Here is a 20,770-nt window from a genome sequence, read left to right as displayed (position 1 = left end):
AACCATGAGCAATGCAGCAGAACGCGAGAAGCCCCAAGCCAACGACATGAGCGCCTGCATGACCAAGCCCCAGGCGGAGCATGAATGGCTCCTCCAGCTCGTCGGCGAATGGACCTATGAGGCCGAATGCCTGATGGGCCCTGACCAGCCGCCGATGAAGTCGACCGGCACGCAGTCGTTCTCGTCCTTTGGCGGGCTCTGGCTCGTCGGCGACGGCACCGGCACCCTGCCGGACGGTAGTCCGGCCACGACCCGGATGACGCTCGGCTACGACCCGCAGAAGGAGCGCTATGTCGGCTCCTTCATCGGCTCGATGATGGGCAACCAATGGGTCTACATCGGCACCCGCGACGCTGCTGGCACAGTGCTGACCCTCGACACCGAAGGTCCGGACTTCTCGAAGCCCGGCGCGATCGCGGCCTACCAGGACATCGTCGAGATCAAGAGCGCCGACCATCACGTCCTGTCCTCGCGGACCAAGGATGCCGACGGGGGGTGGCAACAGTTCATGACGGCGCACTACCGGCGCGTGAAGTAACCCCATCCGTCGACACGGACGACCATCTGTCGAGGGCGCGGAGCAACCTGCTCCGCGCCCTCGCGCTTGACCGGCATGCGCGTTCGGGGGCATGTGCAAAACCCAAGAAACTGGGTGGGGACGGCCCCGAAGCGATGCGCATCCTGCTGATCGACAATTACGACAGCTTCACCTGGAACCTGGTCCACCTGATCGGTGGGCTCGGCGCCAAAGTCGACGTGCGCCGTAACGACACGCTGTCAGTCGATCGGGCCCTTACCGGCGATCACGACGCGATCGTGCTCTCGCCCGGCCCCTGCACGCCGAACGAGGCCGGCATCTGCCTCGATCTCGTCCGCGAAGGCGCTGACAGGAAGCCGATCTTCGGCGTCTGCCTCGGCCTGCAGACCATCGGCCAGGTCTTCGGCGGCGAAGTGGTGCGCGCGCCCCTGCCGATGCACGGCAAGGTCTCGACCATCACCCACCGGGCGCGCGGCCTGTTCCACGGCGTCAACGGCCCGCTCGAGGCGACGCGCTATCACTCGCTCGTCATCCGGCGCGAGAGCTGCCCGGCTGAGCTCTCCATCGAGGCCGAATCCGGCGACGGGATGATCATGGCGCTGTCGCATCGCGACCTGCCGGTGCATGGCGTGCAGTTCCATCCCGAGAGCATCGCCTCGGAGCACGGGACAACGATCCTGCGCAATTTCCTCGATCTCGCCCAGCGATGGTCGCGCCAGACCAACAAAGCCGCCCTTTCCGCGACAGCCTGATCGATCGAGTTCCCATGGACGACTTCAAACCCTTCATCGCCAAGGTCGCGACCGGCGCCTCGCTGTCGCGCGAGGAAGCCCGCGACGCCTTCGAGGCCATGCTTTCCGGCGAGGTCACCAATGCGCAGGCCGCCGCCTTCCTGATGGCGCTGCGTGTGCGCGGCGAGACCACCGAGGAGATCGCCGGCGCGGTCACCGCCATGCGCGCCCGCATGCTCACCGTCGAGGCCCCGGCCGACGCGATCGACATCGTCGGCACCGGCGGCGATGCGTCCGGCTCCTACAATGTCTCGACGCTCGCCTCGATCATCGTCGCCGCCTGCGGCGTGCCGGTTGCCAAGCACGGCAACCGCGCCGCCTCCTCGCGCTCCGGCGCCGCCGACGTCCTGACCGCGCTCGGCGTCAAGGTCGGGCTGGAGCCGGCCGGCACCGAGCGCTGCATCGCTGAGGCCGGCGTCGGCTTCATGTTCGCGCCGACCCACCACGCTTCGATGCGCCATGTCGGGCCCGTTCGCACCGAGCTCGGCACCCGCACCATCTTCAACCTGGTCGGACCGCTGTCGAACCCGGCCGGCGTCAAGAAGCAGCTGATCGGCGCCTTCTCCGAGACCTGGCTCGAGCCGATGGTCAAGGTGCTGCAATCGCTCGGCTCCACGACGGTCTGGGCCGTGCACGGCTCCGACGGGCTCGACGAGATCACCACCACCGGCCCGACCCGCGTGATCGCGCTGAAGGACGGCAAGATCGAGAACTTCTCGATCGCACCCGAGGATGTCGGCATCGCCCGCGCTAGGCCTGAGGATCTGCGCGGCGGCGAGCCGGCGCAGAATGCTAGGGCGTTGCAGGACGTGCTCGGCGGCGCCAAGAGCGCGTTCCGCGATATCGCCGCTTTCAATGCCGCAGCCGCGCTCGTCGTCGCCGGCAAGGCCGCCACGCTCGGCGAGGGACTGGCGCAGGCCTACGCAGTGCTGGACAATGGCAAGGCCAAGGCTGCGCTCGCGACCCTCGTCGCCAGCTCCAATGCGTGAGGCTGCCCCATGTCCGACATCCTGAAGCGGATCGAGGCCTATAAGCGCGAGGAGATCGCGGCGGCGCGTGCTGCCGTTCCGCAGGCCGAGATCGAGAAGCGTGCCGCGGCGATGCCGGCGCCACGCAATTTCATCGGCGCGCTCGAAGCCAAGCATCGTGCCGGCGGCCCGACCCTGATCGCCGAGATCAAGAAGGCCTCGCCGTCCAAGGGGCTGATCCGGCCGGACTTCGACCCGCCGGCGCTGGCGAAAGCCTATGCCGAAGGCGGCGCCGCCTGCCTCTCCGTCCTGACCGACACGCCGTCCTTCCAGGGCCGGCCGGAATATCTCGCCGAGGCGCGCGCCGCCTCCGGCCTGCCCGGCCTGCGCAAGGACTTCATGTTCGAGCCCTACCAGGTCTTCGAGGCGCGGAGCTGGGGCGCCGACTGCATCCTGATCATCATGGCCTCGCTCGACGATGCCGCAGCGTGCGAGCTCGTGACAACCGCCAAGGCGCTCGGCATGGCCGCGCTCGCCGAAGTCCATGATGAAGCCGAGCTGGAGCGCGCACTAAAGCTCGACACCAGGCTGGTCGGCATCAACAACCGCGACCTGCGCAGCTTCGAGCTCAACCTCGCCGTCACCGAGCGGCTTGCGCCGCGCGTGCCGAAGGACCGTCTGCTCGTCGGCGAGAGCGGCATCTTCACCCATGCCGATATCGCCCGCCTGCAGGCTTGCGGCGTCGACACGTTCCTGGTCGGCGAGAGCCTGATGCGGCAGGCGGACGTGGCGGCTGCAACGCGCGAGCTTCTGACGGGCAAGACCACCGAGGCGGCGGCGTGAGCCGCCTCACCCATCTCGACCACAAGGGCGAAGCCCATATGGTCGATGTCGGCGACAAGGCCGAGACCGTCCGCATCGCGGTCGCGGAAGGCCATGTCGTGATGCAGCCAGAGACTCTGGCGATCGTCCGCGATGGCGAGTCCAAGAAGGGCGACGTCCTCGGCACCGCCCGCCTCGCCGGCATCATGGCGGCCAAGCGCGCGCATGAGCTGATCCCGCTCTGCCATCCGTTGTTGCTGAGCAAGATCGCAGTGGACCTTTCGATCGACGACGCCCTGCCGGGCGTGCGCGTCCGCGCCGAGGTCAAGCTCACCGGCAAGACCGGCGTCGAGATGGAGGCGCTGACCGCCGTCAGCGTCGCCTGCCTCACCGTCTATGACATGGTGAAGGCGGTCGATCGCGCCATGCATATCGAAGGCATTCAGCTCGTGCATAAATCCGGCGGAAAATCCGGAACCTATGAGCTCGCAGGGCCATCGGCATGAGCCTCACCCCCGTTCCCGTCGCGCTCAAGGCACTGCTCGACAGCGTGCCCGGCCAGGCGCCGGCCGAGACGCTGGCGCTGGCGCAATGCGCCGGCCGCGTGCTGGCCGAGGATGTGGCGGCGCTGCGGACCCAACCGCCCTTCGCCAATTCGGCGATGGACGGCTATGCCGTGCGCGGCAAGGACTTGGCGCGGGGGGCGCAGCTTCGCGTCATCGGCGAATCCGCTGCTGGCCGTGGCTTCTCTGGGAGAATTTCCCTCGGTGAGACGGTGCGGATCTTCACCGGAGCACCGTTGCCCGAGGGCGCGGACACGATCCTCATTCAGGAGCATGCCGAAGGTGTCGGCAGTCCGGTCATTCGGGTCGTCAAGCCTACAGATCCCGGCCAGTTCGTGCGCTTGGCGGGACTCGATTTCAGGACCGGCGAGGTCCTGCTGAAAGCTGGCCGCAGGCTCGACAGCGCTGCGCTCGGCCTGGCCGCAGCCGCGGGTCATCCGACGCTCGCCGTCCGCCGCAAGCCGCTGGTCGCGATCCTCGCCACCGGTGACGAACTCGTCCTGCCAGGCGAGACGGTCGGCCCCGACCAGATCGTCGCCTCCAACAGCTTTGCCCTCGCGGCGCTGGTCGAGCAGGCCGGCGGCACGGCGCTCGACCTCGGCATCGCCCGCGACAACCATCCCGACCTCGCCGGCAAGATCGAGGCGGCGCGCACGGCCGGTGCCGATGTCCTGATCACGCTCGGCGGCGCCTCGGTCGGCGAGCACGATCTCGTCCAGGCCGCGCTGAAGGCGCAGGGCATGGAACTCGGCTTCTGGAAGATCGCGATGCGCCCGGGCAAACCGATGATGATGGGCCGGCTCGGCGCCATGGTCGCGCTCGGCCTGCCGGGCAATCCGGTCTCCTCGATCGTCTGCGGGCACCTCTTCGCCATGCCGCTGGTCGAGGCGCTGCTCGGGGTCGAAGATCCGGCGCGCGACCGCAGCGAGCCCGCCATCCTCGCAATCGATCTGCCGGCCAATGACGAGCGCCAGGACTATCTGCGCGCCACCTTCGAAACCGCCGATGGCGAGCGGCGCGTCAGGCCCTTCGCCAAGCAGGATTCATCGATGCTGGCGAACCTGTCGCGCGCCGAGGCACTGGTGATCCGCCCGGTCTTCGCCAAAGCGGCCAAGGCAGGCGATTCCTGCCGCGTCATCCGGCTGCGCTGACCGCGTCATCGGCAGAACCCGCCTTGCGGAACACAAGGCGAACGAGTATGGTGTTCGTGCTTTGTTTCGATTCTAGCCCGAGAGGCGAGCGGCGCGACCATGCTGACACGCAAACAGTTTGAACTGCTTCGCTTCATCCATGAGCGCCTGCGCGAATCCGGGGTGCCGCCCTCCTTCGACGAGATGAAGGACGCGCTCGACCTGCGCTCCAAATCTGGCATCCACCGGCTGATCATGGCGCTCGAGGAGCGCGGCTTCATTCGCCGGCTTCCCAATCGGGCGCGGGCCCTCGAAGTCATCAAGATGCCGGACGGCATCGGCGGGCAGCAGGCGCAACGCGCCCGCTTCAGCCCCTCCATCGTCCAGGGCGGGCTTGGCCAAACCCCGCCGGCACCGGCAGCCACTCTAGCAAAGCCGCGCCCCACGGGCGCCGAGGAGAGCGGGCGCTCCACCGTCTCCATCCCCGTCATGGGCCGCATCGCCGCCGGCACGCCGATCTCGGCGATCCAGGACCGCAGCCATAGCGTCTCCATGCCGGCCGACATGCTCGGCGGTGGCGAGCATTACGCGCTCGAGGTCCGCGGCGATTCGATGATCGAGGCCGGCATCCTCGACGGCGACACCGTCGTGATCCGCAAGCAGGACACGGCGAACACCGGCGACATCATCGTCGCCCTGATCGACGACGAGGAGGCAACGCTGAAGCGCTTGCGCAAGCGTGGCTCCTCGATCGCGCTCGAAGCCGCCAACCCGGCCTATGAGACACGCGTGCTCGGACCCGACCGGGTCAAGATCCAGGGCCGCCTCGTCAATCTGATGCGGCGCTACTGAAGCGCCTCCAGATCCTGTGCCGGCTCCGCAACTGCTGCTGCAGTTGCCGGCGCAGATGTTGATTCGGGTGCCGGCCTCGGTTCCGGCCGCGCACGGGTCCATGGGCGCAGGCGCGCGGCCTCATCGGCCGTATAGGCGCGCCAACTGCCGCGGGCGGCATGATAGGCGGTCGCGCCATCGCGGATGAGCGCGCTGCGGTCGATCAGCCGGGCGGCGCAGGGCGCGCTCCAATAGAGCGACGTCACCACGAGGTCGGCCCGCTGGCAGTCCTCGACCAAAGCGAAGCGGTCGCGCGTATAAGCGACGCTGCGGCCGTCCGGCAGGCGGATGACGCAGCCGCGGGAATCACAGGCAGCGCCTTCACGCAAGGCCGTATCGTCGGGCGACCGCGAATCGCCGTCAGCATGCAGCCATTGCGTCAGCACGAAGCGGCTCGGCTTGCCGGCGAGCACCATCTTCCCCTCCGGCCCACGTACCAGCACGCCGGAACCGTCGCGCTCGATCAGGATGTCCGGCCGCGACGGTGCCGAGGCCAGCGCCAGTCCGCCGACCAGCGGCAGTGCGGCGAGGAAGCGCAGCGCCGTTGTCCACAAGGTCAGCCATAGCAGCGACAGCGAGAACAGGATCAGGGCGAGCGAGCCGAAGGCCGGCAGCACGACGGTCGAGCGGTCGATGCCGGCGACCCAATGGGCGAGTTGGAGCACGAGGCCCGACGCCCATCCCATCAGCGCCCAGGCCGGCCAGTCGAGCCCGAACGGATAGGCGAGCACGCCAAAGACGGCGGCCGGCATCACGATCAGCGAGACGAAGGGCAGTGCCAGCGCGTTGCCGAGCAGGCCGAACGGGTTGAAGGTCTGGAAGTGGAAGACACCATAGGGCGCCGTTGCCGCGGTCGCGACCATGGTCGTGGTCACGATACCGACGGCCGAGAGCCAGAGCGGGCGCAGCGGCCAGGGCCAGGATGCGGCAGCGGCGTCGGGCGGACGCTCCTGCCACCGTTCAGCGAAGGCGATCAGCGCCGCGACCGCCCCGAATGACATCTGGAAGCTCGGCCCGAGCACGGCTTCCGGCTCGCGCAGCAGCACGATGATCGCAGCGAGCGCGAGATTGCGCATGGAGAGCGCCGGCCGATCGACCAGGATCGCCCCGAGCATCACCAGCGTCATGATCAGCGAGCGCACCGTCGCGACCTCCGCGCCGGAGAAGACGCAATAGCCGGTCGCACCGGCCATGGCGGCGAGCGCCGCGAGCTTCTTCACCGGCCAGTAGAGTGCCGCTGTCTGCGACAGCGCGAGCAGAGCCCGCGCCAGCCAGAAGATCGTGCCGGCGGCTAGCACCATGTGCAGGCCCGAGATCGAAACGATGTGGTAGATGCCGGCGGCGCGCAGATCGTTGTTGGTCGCTTCGCTGATCAGTCCGCGCTTGCCGGTGACCAGCGCCGCCGCCATCGCCCCAGCCTGCCCGCCACCACTGGTCGCGATGCGTTCGGTCAATGCGTTGCGAGCTTGGTCGATCGCGACCGCCAAAGCGAGCCGGCGCGGCATCGGGGTCGGCGCCGGTGTAAGCGTGATTTTGCCGGCGATATTGCCGACGGCGCCGATGCCCTGGAAGAAGGCATCGCGGGCGAAGTCATAGCCGCCAGGACGCGCCGGGCCGGGCGGCGGCAACAGACGCGCCGTCGCGCTGATATGGTCTCCGGGCCTCAGCGTCGTCACCGGCGTGGTGACGCGCACCCGCCGCGGCCTCTGCGCAACCTCGATCCCCGGTAGGTCCGTGACCTGCACGACGATCCGCACGCCCTTCTCGCGCTGCTCCAGCGCCTCGACGAAGCCGGTAAGCTTGCCGACATGGTTCCGCGCCAACGCGGGGGCGGCGATGCCGGCGGTTCGCCAGGCTGCCGCCGCGAAACCGGCAAAGACGGCTGCGGCTGCAATGCAGACCGCCATGACGGCACGGCGGCGGCGCGTCAGCCAACCGGCGAGCGCACACAGGATCAGCCCGACCAGGGGAGCGGCCAGCCCAGGCTCGCGATCGGCCAGGAAATAGAGCAGCACACCGGCGCCCATACAGACCGGCAGCCAGTTGAAAAGACGCCGCCGCTCGACCTCGGTTTCGAGGGACTGGCGAAACCGACTACCCCATTCGTGCAACGGCAGGACTTCGGGCCAGGCGAAGCCACCGACGCGGCGCAGTCGCGCCGGCAGAGCCAGCACGCCGGCACGTCCCCTGCTACGGCGCTCTTCTGGCCCGTAGGAGAGCATCCGTCCCCCCATCGCCACCGCGCGAATGGTGAGCCCGTCCCCACAGGAGGCTCTTAACGGCGGCTGGCAAGCCATGTTACAGCGGCGGCGCCGGATGTCAGCCCCGGCCGAGGCCCGCATTGCAGCCCGCCCTCGCCTTTTTGCCTGCCCGTTCCCCCGGAGCCTGTTTTCATGAGCGATACGGTCGTCACGCGCTTCGCGCCGTCGCCAACCGGATTCCTGCACATTGGCGGTGCCCGCACCGCGCTGTTCAACTGGCTCTATTCCCGCCGCCATGGCGGCAAGATGCTGCTGCGCATCGAGGATACCGACCGCGAACGCTCGACCGAGGGCGCGATCGCCGCAATCCTCGACGGCCTCGCCTGGCTCGGCCTCGATTGGGACGGGCAGACCGTCTACCAGTTCCAGCGCGCCGCGCGCCATCGCGAGGTCGCCGAGCAAATGCTCGCCGCCGGCAAGGCCTATTACTGCTATGCGACGCCGCAGGAGCTCGACGCGGAGCGCGAAGCAGCCCGCGCCGAGGGCAAGCAGTGGCGCTATGACGGGCGCTGGCGCGACCGCGACCCGGCGACCGCGCCCGAAGGCGTCAAGCCGGTGATCCGCCTCAGGGCCGAGCAGACCGGCGAGACCGTGGTCGAGGACGAGGTCCAGGGCCGCGTCACCTGGCAGAACGAGAACCTCGACGATCTCGTGCTGCTGCGCTCGGACGGCAACCCGACCTATATGCTCGCCGTCGTCGTCGACGATCACGACATGGGTATCACCCACATCATCCGCGGCAGCGACCACCTGACCAATGCCGCGCGCCAGACGCAGATCTACCAGGCGCTCGGCTGGACGGTGCCGAGCATGTCGCACATCCCGCTGATCCACGGAGCCGATGGCGCCAAGCTGTCGAAGCGGCACGGCGCGCTCGGCATCGAAGCCTATCGCTCGATGGGCTATCTGCCGGTCGCGCTGCGCAACTATTTGCTGCGGCTCGGCTGGAGCCATGGCGACCAGGAGATCTTCTCCACGCAGGAGATGATCGAGCTGTTCAACCTCTCCTCGATCGGCCGCTCGCCGGCCCGCTTCGACTATGCCAAGCTTGAGAACCTCAACGGTCTCTATATGCGCGAGTCCGCGGATCACGAATTGATGACGGCGCTGAAGGCGATCTGGTCGGAAATCGGCCCGCCCCGCGGCATCGGCATTGAGCCGACCCCGGAACTGGAAGCCAAGCTGATGGCCGCGATGCCCGGCCTGAAGGAGCGCGCCAAGACGCTGATCGAACTGATCGACAGCGCCTCCTATCTCTATGCCCAGCGCCCCCTTGCGCTCGAGCCCAAGGCGGCCGCCTTGCTCGACGAAGCCGCGCGCCAGCGCATGCCGAAGCTGGCGCAGAAGCTGTCGGCCGTCGCCGACTGGGCGCCGCCGCCGCTGGAGAGCGCGATCCGCGATTTCGCCGAGGAGAGCGGCGTCAAGCTCGGTCAGGTGGCACAACCCTTGCGCGCCGCGCTGACCGGCAAAACCACCTCGCCAGGCCTCTTCGACGTGATGGCGGTCCTCGGCCGCGACGAAGTGCTGGCGCGGCTCGCGGATGCAGCCTGAAGGCCCGCAGAAAGGCTAATGGCCGCTCGGTTGAACGCCTCGCGGAATTGGTCTAGCAACGCGCTGCGGACCGGCGGCTCCCGCTGCCGGCCCGGCACAAAAAATGCTTCAAAATCAGTCTGATGTACCCCTTCCCGCCTGCCCGCCCCGACATTCCCGTCATGGAGCCGTCATCGTGGGACGTTCGGATGACGCCGGAACGCAACAAGCAACCGGCGCTTCCGTCCGCCGGGACGTGACTGAAGAACGAGCCTGAAAGGATCGGATCCATGAGCGGAACTACCAGCCAGTTGACTGTCGAAGGCAAGGCCGTCGACATGCCGGTCAAAACGGGTTCGATCGGGCCTTCGGTCATCGACATCGGCAAGCTCTACGGCCAGACCGGGATGTTCACCTACGACCCCGGCTTCACCTCGACCGCAAGCTGCGAGTCGCAGATCACCTATATCGATGGCGACGAGGGCGTCCTCCTCCATCGCGGCTACCCGATCGAGCAGCTCGCCGAGCACGGCGACTTCCTCGAGACCTGCTATCTGCTGCTTTACGGCGAGTTGCCGACCGCTGCGCAGAAGGCGGATTTCGACTATCGCGTCACGCGCCACACCATGGTGCACGAGCAGATGGCCCGCTTCTTCCAGGGCTTCCGCCGCGATGCGCATCCGATGGCTGTGATGGTGGCCTCGGTTGGCGCCATGTCGGCCTTTTATCACGACTCGACCGACATCTCCGACCCGCAGCAGCGCATGATCGCCTCGATGCGGATGATCGCGAAGATGCCGACACTGGCGGCGATGGCCTACAAGTACACGATCGGCCAGCCCTTCGTGTATCCGCTCAACTCGCTCGACTACACCTCGAACTTCCTGCGCATGTGCTTTGCGGTGCCGGCCGAGGAGTACAAGGTCAATCCGGTGCTTTCGCGCGCGATGGACCGCATCTTCACCTTGCACGCCGACCATGAGCAGAACGCCTCGACCTCGACTGTCAGGCTCGCCGGCTCCTCTGGCGCCAACCCCTTTGCCTGCATCGCCGCCGGTGTCGCCTGCCTCTGGGGCCCGGCGCATGGCGGCGCCAACGAAGCGGCGCTGAAGATGCTCGAGGAGATCGGCAGCGTCGACAACATCCCGAAATACGTCGCCAAGGCCAAAGACAAGAACGATCCGTTCCGCCTGATGGGCTTCGGTCACCGGGTCTACAAGAACTACGATCCGCGCGCCAAGATCATGCAGAAGACCACGCATGAGGTCCTCGCCGAACTCGGCGTCAAGGACGATCCGCTGCTCGACGTCGCCATGGAGCTGGAGCGCATCGCGCTGCACGACGAGTACTTCATCGAGAAGAAGCTCTATCCGAACATCGACTTCTATTCGGGCATCACCTTGAAGGCGATGGGCTTCCCGACCTCGATGTTCACGGTGCTGTTCGCGCTCGCACGCACCGTCGGCTGGATCGCGCAGTGGAAGGAGATGATCGAGGATCCGTCTCAGCGCATCGGCCGGCCGCGCCAACTCTACACCGGCGCGCCCAAGCGCGATTACACGCCGATCGGCCGCCGCTGAACGGCTCGACACCGATCAAGACAAGGCCGCGACGGAACACCGTCGCGGCCTTTATTGTTTCAACTTATTGATGCATCTGACGCAGATGACGGTTGCGTCTGGTACGCTACAGTCGCCGACCCACAAAAGAGGTTCACCGCTCATGTCGACAACCGAAGGTCTCAGCCGCCGCGGATTCCTCGCCGGCGCCTCCGCCCTGCCCTTCGCCGGCGCAGCCGGCTCGGCTTTTGCCCAGGCGCAGTTCCCGACGCGGCCGATCTCTCTGATCGTGCCCTTCGCCGCCGGCGGCTCGACCGACATCGTTGCGCGCCTCGTCGGCCAGAAGATGGGCGAATTGCTCGGCCAGTCCATCGTGATCGACAACCGCGCCGGCGCCGGTGGCAATATCGGCTCGACCGCGGTCGCCCGGGCCACCCCCGACGGCTACACGCTGCTGCTCGGCACCATCTCGACCCACGCGCTCAATCCGGCGATCCTGAAGACCGTGACCTTCGACGCGGTCAAGGACTTCACGCCGATCTCGCTGCTCGCTGTCGTGCCCAACGTCATGGTCGTGCATCCGAGCTTCCCGGCCAAGACCGTGCCGGAGGTGATCAAGCTGCTGAAGGACAACCCCGGCAAATACTCCTACGCCTCCTCCGGCGTCGGTACGCCGCTGCATCTCTCCGGCGAGCTGTTCAAGTCGCTCGGCGGCGTCAGCATGAACCATGTGCCCTATCGCGGCGCCGGCCCGGCCCTCAACGACGTCGTCGCCGGCGCGGTGCCGATCATGTTCGACAACCTGCCCTCCTCGGCGCAGTTCATTCGCAGCGGGCAATTGCGCGCCATCGGCGTCACCACCAAGGAGCGCGTCTCCTCCTTCCCGGACCTGCCGACCATCGCTGAGGGCGGGCTTGCCGGCTACGAGACCTATACCTGGAACGCGCTGTTCGGCCCGGCCAACATGCCGCGCCCGGTGATCGACAAGATCAACAGCGCCGCCAATGAATCGCTCAAGGACGCCAATGTGAAGCAGCGTCTGGAGGATGTCAGCGCGGTCATCGTCGGCTCGACGCCGGAAGCGCTGGGCGAGCACGTCAAGGCCGAGCTGGCGAAATGGGGGCCGATCGCCAAGGCCTCCGGCGCGGTCGTCGAATAATAGACCGTTAGCCGCCTGTCGGCTCCCGAACGAGGGCGAGCGCCGCATCGACGGCGTTCGCCGCCGGGCTCTGCCCGGCGCTGCGCATGTTCAGCTCGACCGTCGCGAAGCCGTCGAGCTGGCGCTGGCGCGCGGGCCCTTCGGCCAGCGCCGCGAGCAGCGCCTCGGCGAGGGCCTGAGGCGAAGCTTCGTCCTGGATGAACTCCGGCACCGCACTCTCGCCGATGATCAGGTTTGGCAGGATCACGGTCGGCAGTTTGATCAGGTGCCGCGCCAGCACAGCTTCCCAGCCGGCTCCGCGATAGGCCGCGACCGTCGGCACCTGTGCCAGCGCCAGCTCAAGCGTCACGGTGCCCGAGGCAGCCAGCGCCGCGCGAGCCCGTCGGAATGCCGCCAGCTTCGCGGGCTCACCGGTGACGATTTCCGGCTTGATCCGCCAGCCGGCGCTGAGAGCCGTGATCTCATCGACCAGGCGCGGCACAGCGGGAAGAACGAAGCAGGCCTGCGGCAACCGCTCGGCGACCAGCGCGATCGCCTCGCCGAAAGGCGGCATCAGATGCCGGATCTCAGAGCGTCGGCTACCGGGCAGGACCAGGATCGTCGGCGCAGCCGCATCATCACGCTGCACAGCTTCGTTCGGACCGGGCCGGTAAGCCTCCAGCCGCTCGATCAGCGGATGGCCGACATAGATGGTCTCCGGCCCGCCGAGGCGCGCCAATGCGGCCGGCTCGAAGGGGAGCAATGCAAGAATCCGGTCGATATGCGGGCGCATGCGCTTTGCCCGCCCCTGGCGCCAGGCCCAGACGCTCGGACAGACCCAATGCGCCGTTGGTATCGTGGGGGCGAGCTGCCTAACTTTCTTCGCGACGCGCAGGCTGAAATCAGGTGCGTCGATGGTGAGCATCAGGTCGGGCTTGAAGGCTGCGGCGGCGCGCGCTGCATCCGACATTCGGCGCAACAGCAATGGCAGGCGCGCCACCACCGGGCCAAAGCCCATCACGGCGATGTCCTCCTGCGGGAAGACGCTGTGCAGTCCTTCCGCAATCAGCGCCTCGCCGCCGACGCCCGACAATTCGAGCGGTCGGTCGCCGAGCACTTCACGTAGCCGCGCCACGAAGCGCGCGCCGAGTGCATCGCCCGATGCTTCGCCGGCAATGATGAAGAGCTTGAACGGGCGGGTCACGCCACGCCCTCGATGAACACGCCAGATGTATCCGCCAGTGTCGCCAGCCGGCCCCGGTCACCGATCAGGACACTGCCGGCCTTGACCGCAATGCCGGCAAGACCAGCCGCTGCCACGCGCGCCACCGTGTCCGGGCCGATCGCGGGCATGTCGACCCGCAAATCCTGCCCAAGCTTCGGCGCCTTGATCAGGACGCCGTCGCCCTTGCCCGGCTTGAGGCGCCCGGCCTGGACGAGGCCGGCGACGCGCTCGATCATCGCATCGGTGCCTTCGGCAGCCTCGACAGCGACGACGCGATGGTCGGCGATGATCGCCGCCTGGCCGATGTCGAAGGGCGAGAGCGCAGCGAGTAGGTTGAATCCGGTCGCAATCGCTTCGCGCGCGACGGCTGCGGGCTTATGTCGCCCTAGTGAGCCCAAGGGCGCGACGAGATCCGGGGCCAACTCGGCCGGTCCAAGCACGCGCAGTCCCTGCCCCTCGAAGAAGGCGACGACGCCGCGCAGCAGATGATCATCACCGCCCTGAAAGGCGCGGGCGAAATGCGGCAAGTATTTCAGCGTCGACAGTTCCGGCGCCAGCGCACCAAAGCTTGGTCGCGGCAGCGCGCCGACCATGACGATCTCGTCGATCTCGCGGCGCTTGATCTCGTCGAGGAAGCGCCCGAGCTGACCCAGGCGATACTCCCTGGCGTCGTAGGTAGCGTAGTCGGCTGGATCGCCCGCACCGGTGAGCACGGCGACATAGACGCTCGCCCCCTGCGCTGCAGCCGCACTCGCGACCCGCAACGGATATTCGCCACGGCCGGCCAGGACGGCGATGCGCCGGCCCTGCGGCCGGCCAGTTGCGTCGGCCGGCCCTGTATTCACCGCTCGGGCGCGTTCACGTCACGCGGCACGCAGATGCCCCGGTCGCCGCCGGCACGGATGAAGTCGAGGATTTCGTGGATCAGCGGATGCTCGGCGAACTCGCCGGCAACGTCCTCGACCCGCTCCGAAAGCGTGCCCTCGTCGGCGAACAACAGGCGGTAGGCGCGGCGCAATTCGTGGATCTGCTCGCGCGAGAAGCCGCGCCGCTTGAGACCGACGAGGTTGAGGCCGGCGAGATGGGCCGGGTTGTCGCGCACCATCCCGAACGGGATGACGTCGAGCAGAACGCCCGAGCCGCCACCGATGAAGGCGTGATCGCCGATGCGCACGAACTGCTGCAGGCCGGTCCCGCCGCTGACGATGACGAAATCGCCGACGGTCACATGCCCGGCGCACATCACATTGTTGGAGAAGATGACATTGTTGCCGATGATGCTGTCATGGCCGACATGACAGTTGGCCAGGAACAGCCCACGATCGCCAACGACGGTCTTCATGCCGCCGCCCTCGGTGCCCGGATTCATCGTCACGCCTTCGCGGATCACGCAATCGGCGCCGATCGTCAGCGTCGACGGCTCGCCCTTGTACTTCAGATCCTGCGGCGGATGGCCGATCGAGGCGAAGGGATAGATCTTGGTGCGCGGACCGATCGTCGTAAGGCCCGCGACCACGACATGGCTGATCAGCTCGACACCATCACCAAGGGTGACATCTGGGCCAATAGTACAGAACGGGCCAATCTTGACGCCCGTGCCCAGCTTGGCAGACGGGTCGACGATCGCCATCGGGTGGATCGAGGTGCTCATGGCGGAATCCTGCATCTGGCCGGGAACGGGAGCGTGCATTGCGATCCCCCGGTTACACGACCATCGCCGACAGCTCGGCCTCGGCGACGAGCACACCGTCGACCTTGGCCTCACCACGGTAGAACCAGATATTGCGCTTATGCGCCAGCTTGGTGAGATGGAACCGCAGCGTGTCGCCCGGAACGACAGGCTTGCGGAACTTGGCCTTGTCGATGGTGGTGAACAATACCGTAGTGACCGCGAGATCGTCGCTGCCGCGCGCGCTGACAACGAGCACACCCGCTGTCTGAGCCATGGCCTCGATCATGAGCACGCCCGGAAAGACCGGCCGGCCGGGAAAGTGCCCGGTAAACTGCGGCTCGTTGAAGGTGACGTTCTTGATGCCGACGCCCGACGCATCCCCGTCGATCTCGACGACCTTGTCCACCAGCAGGAACGGATAGCGATGCGGGATGCAGGCCATGATCTTCTGGATATCGGCCACGCCGAGCGCTTTCGTCGCATCCGTCATCGTGTCGTTTCTCCTCGGGCGCCCGCAGCCTGCGCGGGACGTTCGCCACCACCCGTCATGAAAGCTGGTTTTGCCGGAAGCCGGCGTGAGATCAAGCGTTTTCGCCGCCAGCCGGGCCTTTGCCGCGCTTGGCGACCAATTGCTTGAGCAGTGCGGCTTCGCGCGCCCAGCTTAGTGCCGGCTGTGCAGGATAGCCGCCATAGCGCGCGCCACGCGGGACGTCGCCGGCAACACCGCTCTGCGCCGCGATCTGTGCGCCCATCCCGACCGTCAGATGCCCCGCCAGTCCAACCTGACCGCCGAGCACGACGAAATCCTCCAGTGTGGTGGAGCCGGCCATGCCGACCTGGGCGCAGATGACGCAATGCCGTCCGATGACGCAGTTATGGCCGATCTGCACGAAATTATCGATCTTGGTGCCCTCACCAATCACCGTGTCACGGCTGGCGCCGCGATCGATCGTCGTGTTGGCGCCGATCTCGACATCGTCCTGGATGATGACGCGGCCGACCTGCGGCACCTTCATGTGCCCCTTCGGCCCCATGGCGAAACCGAACCCGTCCTGGCCGATGCGTGCGCCGGGATGAATGATGACGCGATTGCCGATCAGCGCCGCCTGCAGCGTCGAGCCGGCTCCAACAGCACATTGCCGTCCGATCCGGACCTGTGGGCCGATCACAGCATGCGGTCCAATCACCGTGCCGGCGCCGATCTCGGCACCGGGGCCGATCACCGCACCGGGATCGACGGTGACATCGGCCTCGAGCTTTGCCGTCGCATGCACGAAGGCGCCTGGTGCAACGCCGGCCGAGCCGAACATCGAGCCTGGCCGCAATGCCTGTGGATGGAAGACCGAGAGCAGCTTGGCGAAAGCATGGTAGGGCGCCGGCGTAATCAGGGCGACCGTCCCGGCCGGCACGCGTGCGGCAAAACGCGGTGAAACGAAGCAGAGTGCGGCCGAGGTCGCGGCCAGCGCCGCGACATATTTCGGATTGTCCATATAGGCGGTGTCGCTGCCGCCGGCCGTCTCGAGTGGCGCCACGCCCTCGATCCGGCGCTCCGGATCGACGCCCTCCGGCAAGGCGGTGCCCGACAAGGAAGCGACCTCGCTGAAGGACAGCGAGGTCGCGATCGGAAAGAAACTGGGATCTGCCATAAGATGATCCGTTGCGGGGCGCGTGCGCCCCGCCGGTCAGAAGCGGGCGCCGCCCGAGAAGCGGAAGGCCTGCGTCCGGTCGCCGCCGAACTTGCCGGTGATGGTCTGGCCGTTGGGAAGGACCGCCGTGCCGAACTGGCCGTCGTCCTTCGACAGGGCGTAGGCATAGTCGAAGCGGATCGGGCCGAGCGGCGACTGCCAGAGCAAGCTCACGCCGACCGACGAACGGATGATGTTCTTGTCGCGCACGCAGGCCACGTTGCTCTGGAAGCCACTTTGGATGCTGACGTTGAACTGGCGCGCTTCCGAACCTGCAGGGCAGGTCCCGAAATTGGGGTTGGTGACCGACTTCGAACCGCCGTCATAGTTGAACAGCGTGCCGGCGTCGGCGAAGACCGCGCCCTTCAGGCCGAGATCACGCGGCAGGCCGAAGATCGGGAACTGCACTTCGAGCGAGCCACCGAAATAGGTCGTGCCGCCGAGTGCGTTGCCGGTCGGATCGTTGAGCACGTCGCGCGGGCCGATGCCGGAGGGCGCGAAACCACGCACCAGTGTCGGGCCGAGGAAGTAATGGTCGATCATGCGCAGATCGTCGCCGGTGGCCTGAACGTGACCGGCCTGGACGCGCGCAATGCCGACGAAGTCCTCGAGGAACTCGCGATAGTAGCGCGCATCGGCACTGACGCGCAGGAACTTCGAGTCGCCACCGACGCCCGCGAATTCCGGCTTGAGCTCGGCGATGAAGCCGTTGCGCGGGCTCTGGTAATTGTCGAGCGAATTGTAGTTGAAATTCAGGCCGACCAGCGAGGTCAGCGTCGTGCCCTGCGCTTCCTTGACCGCGACCGTCGCTTCGCCATTCGTCAGGCAGTTGAGGCCGCCCACCGAAGCCGCCACGGCGCCCGTCGTCCCGGGTGTGATCCCTTCGAGCGGGACGCTACAGTCGTTATACGGCTTCGAGAAGCTATTCGGGATCTTGATTTCGGTCGTGTAGATCGAATAGCGCGGCGTGATCGAGAACTCTTCCGTGATCGGGAAGGAGAAACGGACCTGGCCGCCGGTCACGCGGCTCTCGAAATACCCGACATTGGTGTTGTCGTTGAACTTCGAGAACAGGTCGAAGCCGGCCGCGATGCGGTGGCCGAGGAAGTAGGGCTCGGTGAACGAGAAGTCGATGCCCTGGGTACGCTGACCCATGGTGCCAGCGATGCGGACATACTGACCGCGGCCGAGGAAGTTCGACTCCGACAGCGATACCTCGCCGATGACGCCGTCCGAGGTCGAGTAACCGCCGGCGACCGAGAACGAGCCAGTCGCCTTGTCCTCGACGTCGATGTTGACGACCACGCGATCGGGCGCGCTGCCCGGCTCGTTGGTGATACGAACCTTGTTGAAGAAGCCGAGATTGTTGAGGCGGCGCTCGGCGCGGTCAACGAAGACCTTGTTGTAAGCGTCGCCTTCGCCGAGATCGAGCTCGCGGCGGACGACATAATCGCGGGTGCGGGTGTTGCCGCGCACATTGATGCGCTCGACATAGACCCGCGGCCCTTCCTCGACCACATAGGTGATGCCGATCTGCTGGCCGGCGGCGTCGCGCTCACCGCGTGGGCGGACCTGCGCAAAAGCGTAGCCGCGCTTCGCCACCTCAGTGGTCAGAGTGACCAGCGAGCGCTCGACCGACTCGGCATTGTAGGTGTCGCCGGCAGAGGTGTTGACGAGCGACTGCAGCGCAGCCGGATCGACGTCACGCAGTCGGGAATCGACCGAGACATTGCCGACCTTGTATTGTGGGCCTTCATCGACGGCGACGTCGACGACCCAGCCGCCAGCTGCATCATCGAAGCGGGCATCGTTCGAGACGATGCGGAAGTCGGCGTAGCCGTTCTTCAGATAGTAGCGCCGAATCAGCTCAAGATCGGAGTTGATCCGGTCCGGATCGTAGACGTCGGAGGTCTTGATCCAGCTCAGGAAGTTCGACTCGGTCGAGCTCATCAGGCCGCGCAAGCGCGACGAGGAATAAGCGCCGTTGCCAGTGAAGTTGATCGACTTGATGCCTGTCTTGCCGCTCTCCACGACCGTGAAGACCACGTCCGAGCGGCCGTTCGGCAGCGGCTGGATGCGGCCGCTGATCGTAGCCAGGCCGTAGCCGGCGCGACGGTAGACTTCCTTGAGGCGCTCGACATCGGCATCGATGAGCTGCTGGCTCAGCGGACCGCGGGCCTTGGACTGGACCTGGCCAAGCAGGACGTCGCCCTTCAGACGACGGTTGCCCTCGAAGGCAACGCGATTGATCGTATCGTTCTCCTGGACCGAGACGACGGTCTGCGCGCCGCGGCGGCTGACCTGAACGTTCGAGAACAGGCCGGTCGCCATGAGATTCTGGCGAATCTCCTGCGGGCTTGAGCCCTGCCCCGTCGCATAGGAGCGGATCGTCTCCGCATCGACACGACGGTTGCCCTGGACAAGTACGGACTGCGCGAACACCACGCTACCGCTGACGGCCACCATGATGGCCGCAAGTCCGACTGATCGAGAGAGCCGCATGCGCAAGGACCGGCTCTGAAGCGTCGACGTCATCGGGTCGCCTATTCCATTCTTTGGGTCGCCACCCCGAGTAAGGGGGACCCCGCTACGGGCGAGGCTCGGCGACATTGAAGACCAAACGCTTCTACAAAGTTTCCCGCGGGGTGCAAACCGCCATTGTCGTTAACAAAAGATTTTTGCGGGAGTCGTTGCCGGGAGGTCACGCGCACTGCCCGAAAAACCGAGCCATCCAACGAAAACGGGCCATAAAAAGCCATAATCCACTGGCGCGGGATGGCCTTGGCGGTGATCGTTGTCAGCTCGGTGCAAGCTAGTTTGCAACGGCAACGAAAGTCCCGGCGTCAGAGCAGCGAACGAACATGGACGAGGTCGTTCCAGGTCACGAAAAGCATCAACATCAGGACGAGTCCCAGGCCGAGTCGGAAGCCGATCTCCTGCGCTCGCTCGCTCAGCGGTTTTCCGCGTAGCGCTTCGATCGCATAAAACAGCAGATGGCCGCCATCGAGCATCGGCACCGGGAACAGATTCATCAGCCCGATCGAAACCGACAGCAGTGCCGCCAGATTGATCAGCGCCAATAGGCCGCCGCTGGAGGCGACGATGCCCGAGACCTGGGCGATGCGGATCGGCCCCGACAGCTGGTCGGTCGATTCCTTCCCCTTGATCAACTTAGCTATGTAGTCATAGGTCCGCTCGACTACGAACCAGGTCTCGCTCATGCCGAGCAGCACGGATTCGCCTAGGCTGAAGTGCTGGGTCGACCAATCCTCCGGCTTCGCCGATGCCTGCACGCCAATGATCCCCAGCCTCTGCTTGCCGAGCGGCGATGAGGTTTCGACCAGATCGGGCGTCACCGAAAGGACGATCGCGGCGCCCCCGCGATCAACGGTCACGGGCAGGGTTTCGCCAGGGCGGATCGAGATCGCGCGCTGAAGATCGCTGAAGCTCTTGATCGCACGCCCATCGACCAGGCGGACCAGGTCCCCGGATTGCAAGCCGGCGCGCGCCGCCGCCCCGCCAACAGCAACGCTGTCGACGCGCGGAGCCAGCGTCGGCTTGCCCATGAAATAGGCCGTTGCACCAAAGATCAGGATGGCGAGCAGGAAGTTCGCAATCGGCCCCGCGGCAACGATCGCCGCTCGTTCTCCGATCGACTGGGCCGGGAATGACCGCTCGCGCTCCTCGCGGCTCATGCCGGAGAGGGCACCGGTATCAGTCGAGCTCGCGGCGTCGAGATCTCCAGAAAACTTGACGTAGCCGCCGAGCGGAATCAGCGCGAAGCGCCAGCGCGTGCCGTGCCGGTCGTTGAAGCCGAACAGCTCGCGGCCGAAACCGATCGAGAACGTCTTCACATCGACGCCGCACCAGCGCCCGACCAGGAAATGGCCGAGTTCGTGCACGAATACGACGAGCGTGAGGACAAACAGGAATGGCAACAGATAGCCCAGCAGGAAGCTGCCCGCGTGCCAGACCGATCCGATGATATCCATAAAAC

At 66.5% G+C, this 20,770-nt stretch carries 18 protein-coding genes; 10 read left to right on the top strand and 8 right to left on the bottom strand.

What is annotated here, in order from left to right; all coding sequences use genetic code 11:
- Positions 1 to 4: 4 nt before the first annotated feature.
- From BLM15_RS05835 to lexA, 7 genes are all read left to right on the top strand, one after another.
- Positions 5 to 538: a DUF1579 domain-containing protein gene (locus tag BLM15_RS05835; protein ID WP_236846581.1), complete on the top strand. Its 534-nt coding sequence runs from the start codon at positions 5 to 7 to the stop codon at positions 536 to 538.
- Positions 539 to 672: 134 nt separating this feature from the next.
- A complete protein-coding gene (locus tag BLM15_RS05830; RefSeq protein WP_126111236.1) occupies positions 673 to 1,290 on the top strand; it encodes an anthranilate synthase component II in 618 nt (205 codons plus the stop codon).
- Positions 1,291 to 1,304: 14 nt separating this feature from the next.
- Positions 1,305 to 2,318 (top strand): anthranilate phosphoribosyltransferase, encoded by a 1,014-nt coding sequence (gene trpD, locus BLM15_RS05825; protein ID WP_126111234.1) that lies wholly within the window; start codon positions 1,305 to 1,307, stop codon positions 2,316 to 2,318.
- Between the two features lie 9 nt (positions 2,319 to 2,327).
- The gene (trpC, locus tag BLM15_RS05820) at positions 2,328 to 3,140 is read left to right on the top strand and encodes an indole-3-glycerol phosphate synthase TrpC (protein ID WP_126111232.1); all 813 of its coding nucleotides are present in this window, start codon (positions 2,328 to 2,330) and stop codon (positions 3,138 to 3,140) included.
- A gap of 38 nt (positions 3,141 to 3,178) precedes the next feature.
- A complete protein-coding gene (gene moaC, locus BLM15_RS05815; RefSeq protein ID WP_236846696.1) occupies positions 3,179 to 3,625 on the top strand; it encodes a cyclic pyranopterin monophosphate synthase MoaC in 447 nt (148 codons plus the stop codon).
- A complete protein-coding gene (locus tag BLM15_RS05810) occupies positions 3,622 to 4,833 on the top strand; it encodes a molybdopterin molybdotransferase MoeA (RefSeq protein WP_126111228.1) in 1,212 nt (403 codons plus the stop codon). Before moaC ends, BLM15_RS05810 begins: the two co-directional genes overlap by 4 nt.
- Before the next feature lie 99 nt (positions 4,834 to 4,932).
- Positions 4,933 to 5,664, top strand: coding sequence for a transcriptional repressor LexA (gene lexA, locus BLM15_RS05805; protein ID WP_126111226.1), 732 nt, complete (start codon positions 4,933 to 4,935; stop codon positions 5,662 to 5,664).
- On the opposite strand, the gene BLM15_RS05800 is transcribed toward lexA, so the two are convergent.
- Positions 5,658 to 7,925 (bottom strand): ComEC/Rec2 family competence protein, encoded by a 2,268-nt coding sequence (locus BLM15_RS05800; RefSeq protein ID WP_164547404.1) that lies wholly within the window; start codon positions 7,923 to 7,925, stop codon positions 5,658 to 5,660. The two genes, lexA and BLM15_RS05800, sit on opposite strands and share 7 nt — an antisense overlap.
- A gap of 171 nt (positions 7,926 to 8,096) precedes the next feature.
- Between BLM15_RS05800 and gltX the strand changes: the two genes are divergently transcribed.
- The 3 genes from gltX (at position 8,097) to BLM15_RS05785 (ending at position 12,212) form a co-directional block, all read left to right on the top strand.
- Positions 8,097 to 9,515, top strand: coding sequence for a glutamate--tRNA ligase (gene gltX, locus BLM15_RS05795; protein ID WP_126111222.1), 1,419 nt, complete (start codon positions 8,097 to 8,099; stop codon positions 9,513 to 9,515).
- A gap of 269 nt (positions 9,516 to 9,784) precedes the next feature.
- Positions 9,785 to 11,074 (top strand): citrate synthase, encoded by a 1,290-nt coding sequence (gltA, locus tag BLM15_RS05790; protein WP_126111220.1) that lies wholly within the window; start codon positions 9,785 to 9,787, stop codon positions 11,072 to 11,074.
- A 142-nt stretch (positions 11,075 to 11,216) separates the two neighbouring features.
- Positions 11,217 to 12,212, top strand: coding sequence for a Bug family tripartite tricarboxylate transporter substrate binding protein (locus BLM15_RS05785; RefSeq protein WP_126111218.1), 996 nt, complete (start codon positions 11,217 to 11,219; stop codon positions 12,210 to 12,212).
- 7 nt (positions 12,213 to 12,219) lie between these two features.
- Here BLM15_RS05785 and lpxB read toward each other — a convergent pair whose 3' ends face one another.
- From lpxB to rseP, 7 genes are all read right to left on the bottom strand, one after another.
- Positions 12,220 to 13,395 carry a lipid-A-disaccharide synthase gene (gene lpxB, locus BLM15_RS05780; RefSeq protein ID WP_126111216.1) on the bottom strand — a complete coding sequence of 392 codons (1,176 nt, stop codon included), beginning with the start codon at positions 13,393 to 13,395 and terminating at the stop codon, positions 12,220 to 12,222.
- On the bottom strand, positions 13,392 to 14,261 hold the full coding sequence (locus BLM15_RS05775; protein ID WP_126111214.1) for an LpxI family protein: 870 nt from the start codon (positions 14,259 to 14,261) through the stop codon (positions 13,392 to 13,394). Before BLM15_RS05775 ends, lpxB begins: the two co-directional genes overlap by 4 nt.
- On the bottom strand, positions 14,258 to 15,067 hold the full coding sequence (gene lpxA, locus BLM15_RS05770; RefSeq protein ID WP_126111212.1) for an acyl-ACP--UDP-N-acetylglucosamine O-acyltransferase: 810 nt from the start codon (positions 15,065 to 15,067) through the stop codon (positions 14,258 to 14,260). Before lpxA ends, BLM15_RS05775 begins: the two co-directional genes overlap by 4 nt.
- Before the next feature lie 52 nt (positions 15,068 to 15,119).
- The gene (fabZ, locus tag BLM15_RS05765; RefSeq protein ID WP_126111210.1) at positions 15,120 to 15,578 is read right to left on the bottom strand and encodes a 3-hydroxyacyl-ACP dehydratase FabZ; all 459 of its coding nucleotides are present in this window, start codon (positions 15,576 to 15,578) and stop codon (positions 15,120 to 15,122) included.
- 91 nt (positions 15,579 to 15,669) lie between these two features.
- Positions 15,670 to 16,734, bottom strand: a complete 1,065-nt coding sequence (gene lpxD, locus BLM15_RS05760) for a UDP-3-O-(3-hydroxymyristoyl)glucosamine N-acyltransferase (protein WP_126111208.1) — start codon at positions 16,732 to 16,734, stop codon at positions 15,670 to 15,672.
- A 36-nt stretch (positions 16,735 to 16,770) separates the two neighbouring features.
- Complete coding sequence (bamA, locus tag BLM15_RS05755; protein WP_442859428.1) at positions 16,771 to 19,308, bottom strand: outer membrane protein assembly factor BamA; 2,538 nt, start codon at positions 19,306 to 19,308, stop codon at positions 16,771 to 16,773.
- A 308-nt stretch (positions 19,309 to 19,616) separates the two neighbouring features.
- Positions 19,617 to 20,765: an RIP metalloprotease RseP gene (gene rseP / locus BLM15_RS05750; protein ID WP_126111206.1), complete on the bottom strand. Its 1,149-nt coding sequence runs from the start codon at positions 20,763 to 20,765 to the stop codon at positions 19,617 to 19,619.
- Positions 20,766 to 20,770: the final 5 nt, after the last annotated feature.

The organism is Bosea sp. Tri-49 (assembly GCF_003952665.1).
Lineage (GTDB): Bacteria > Pseudomonadota > Alphaproteobacteria > Rhizobiales > Beijerinckiaceae > Allobosea.
Note: the sequence above shows the minus strand (reverse complement) of the source record. Positions and strands in the feature narration are given on the sequence as shown.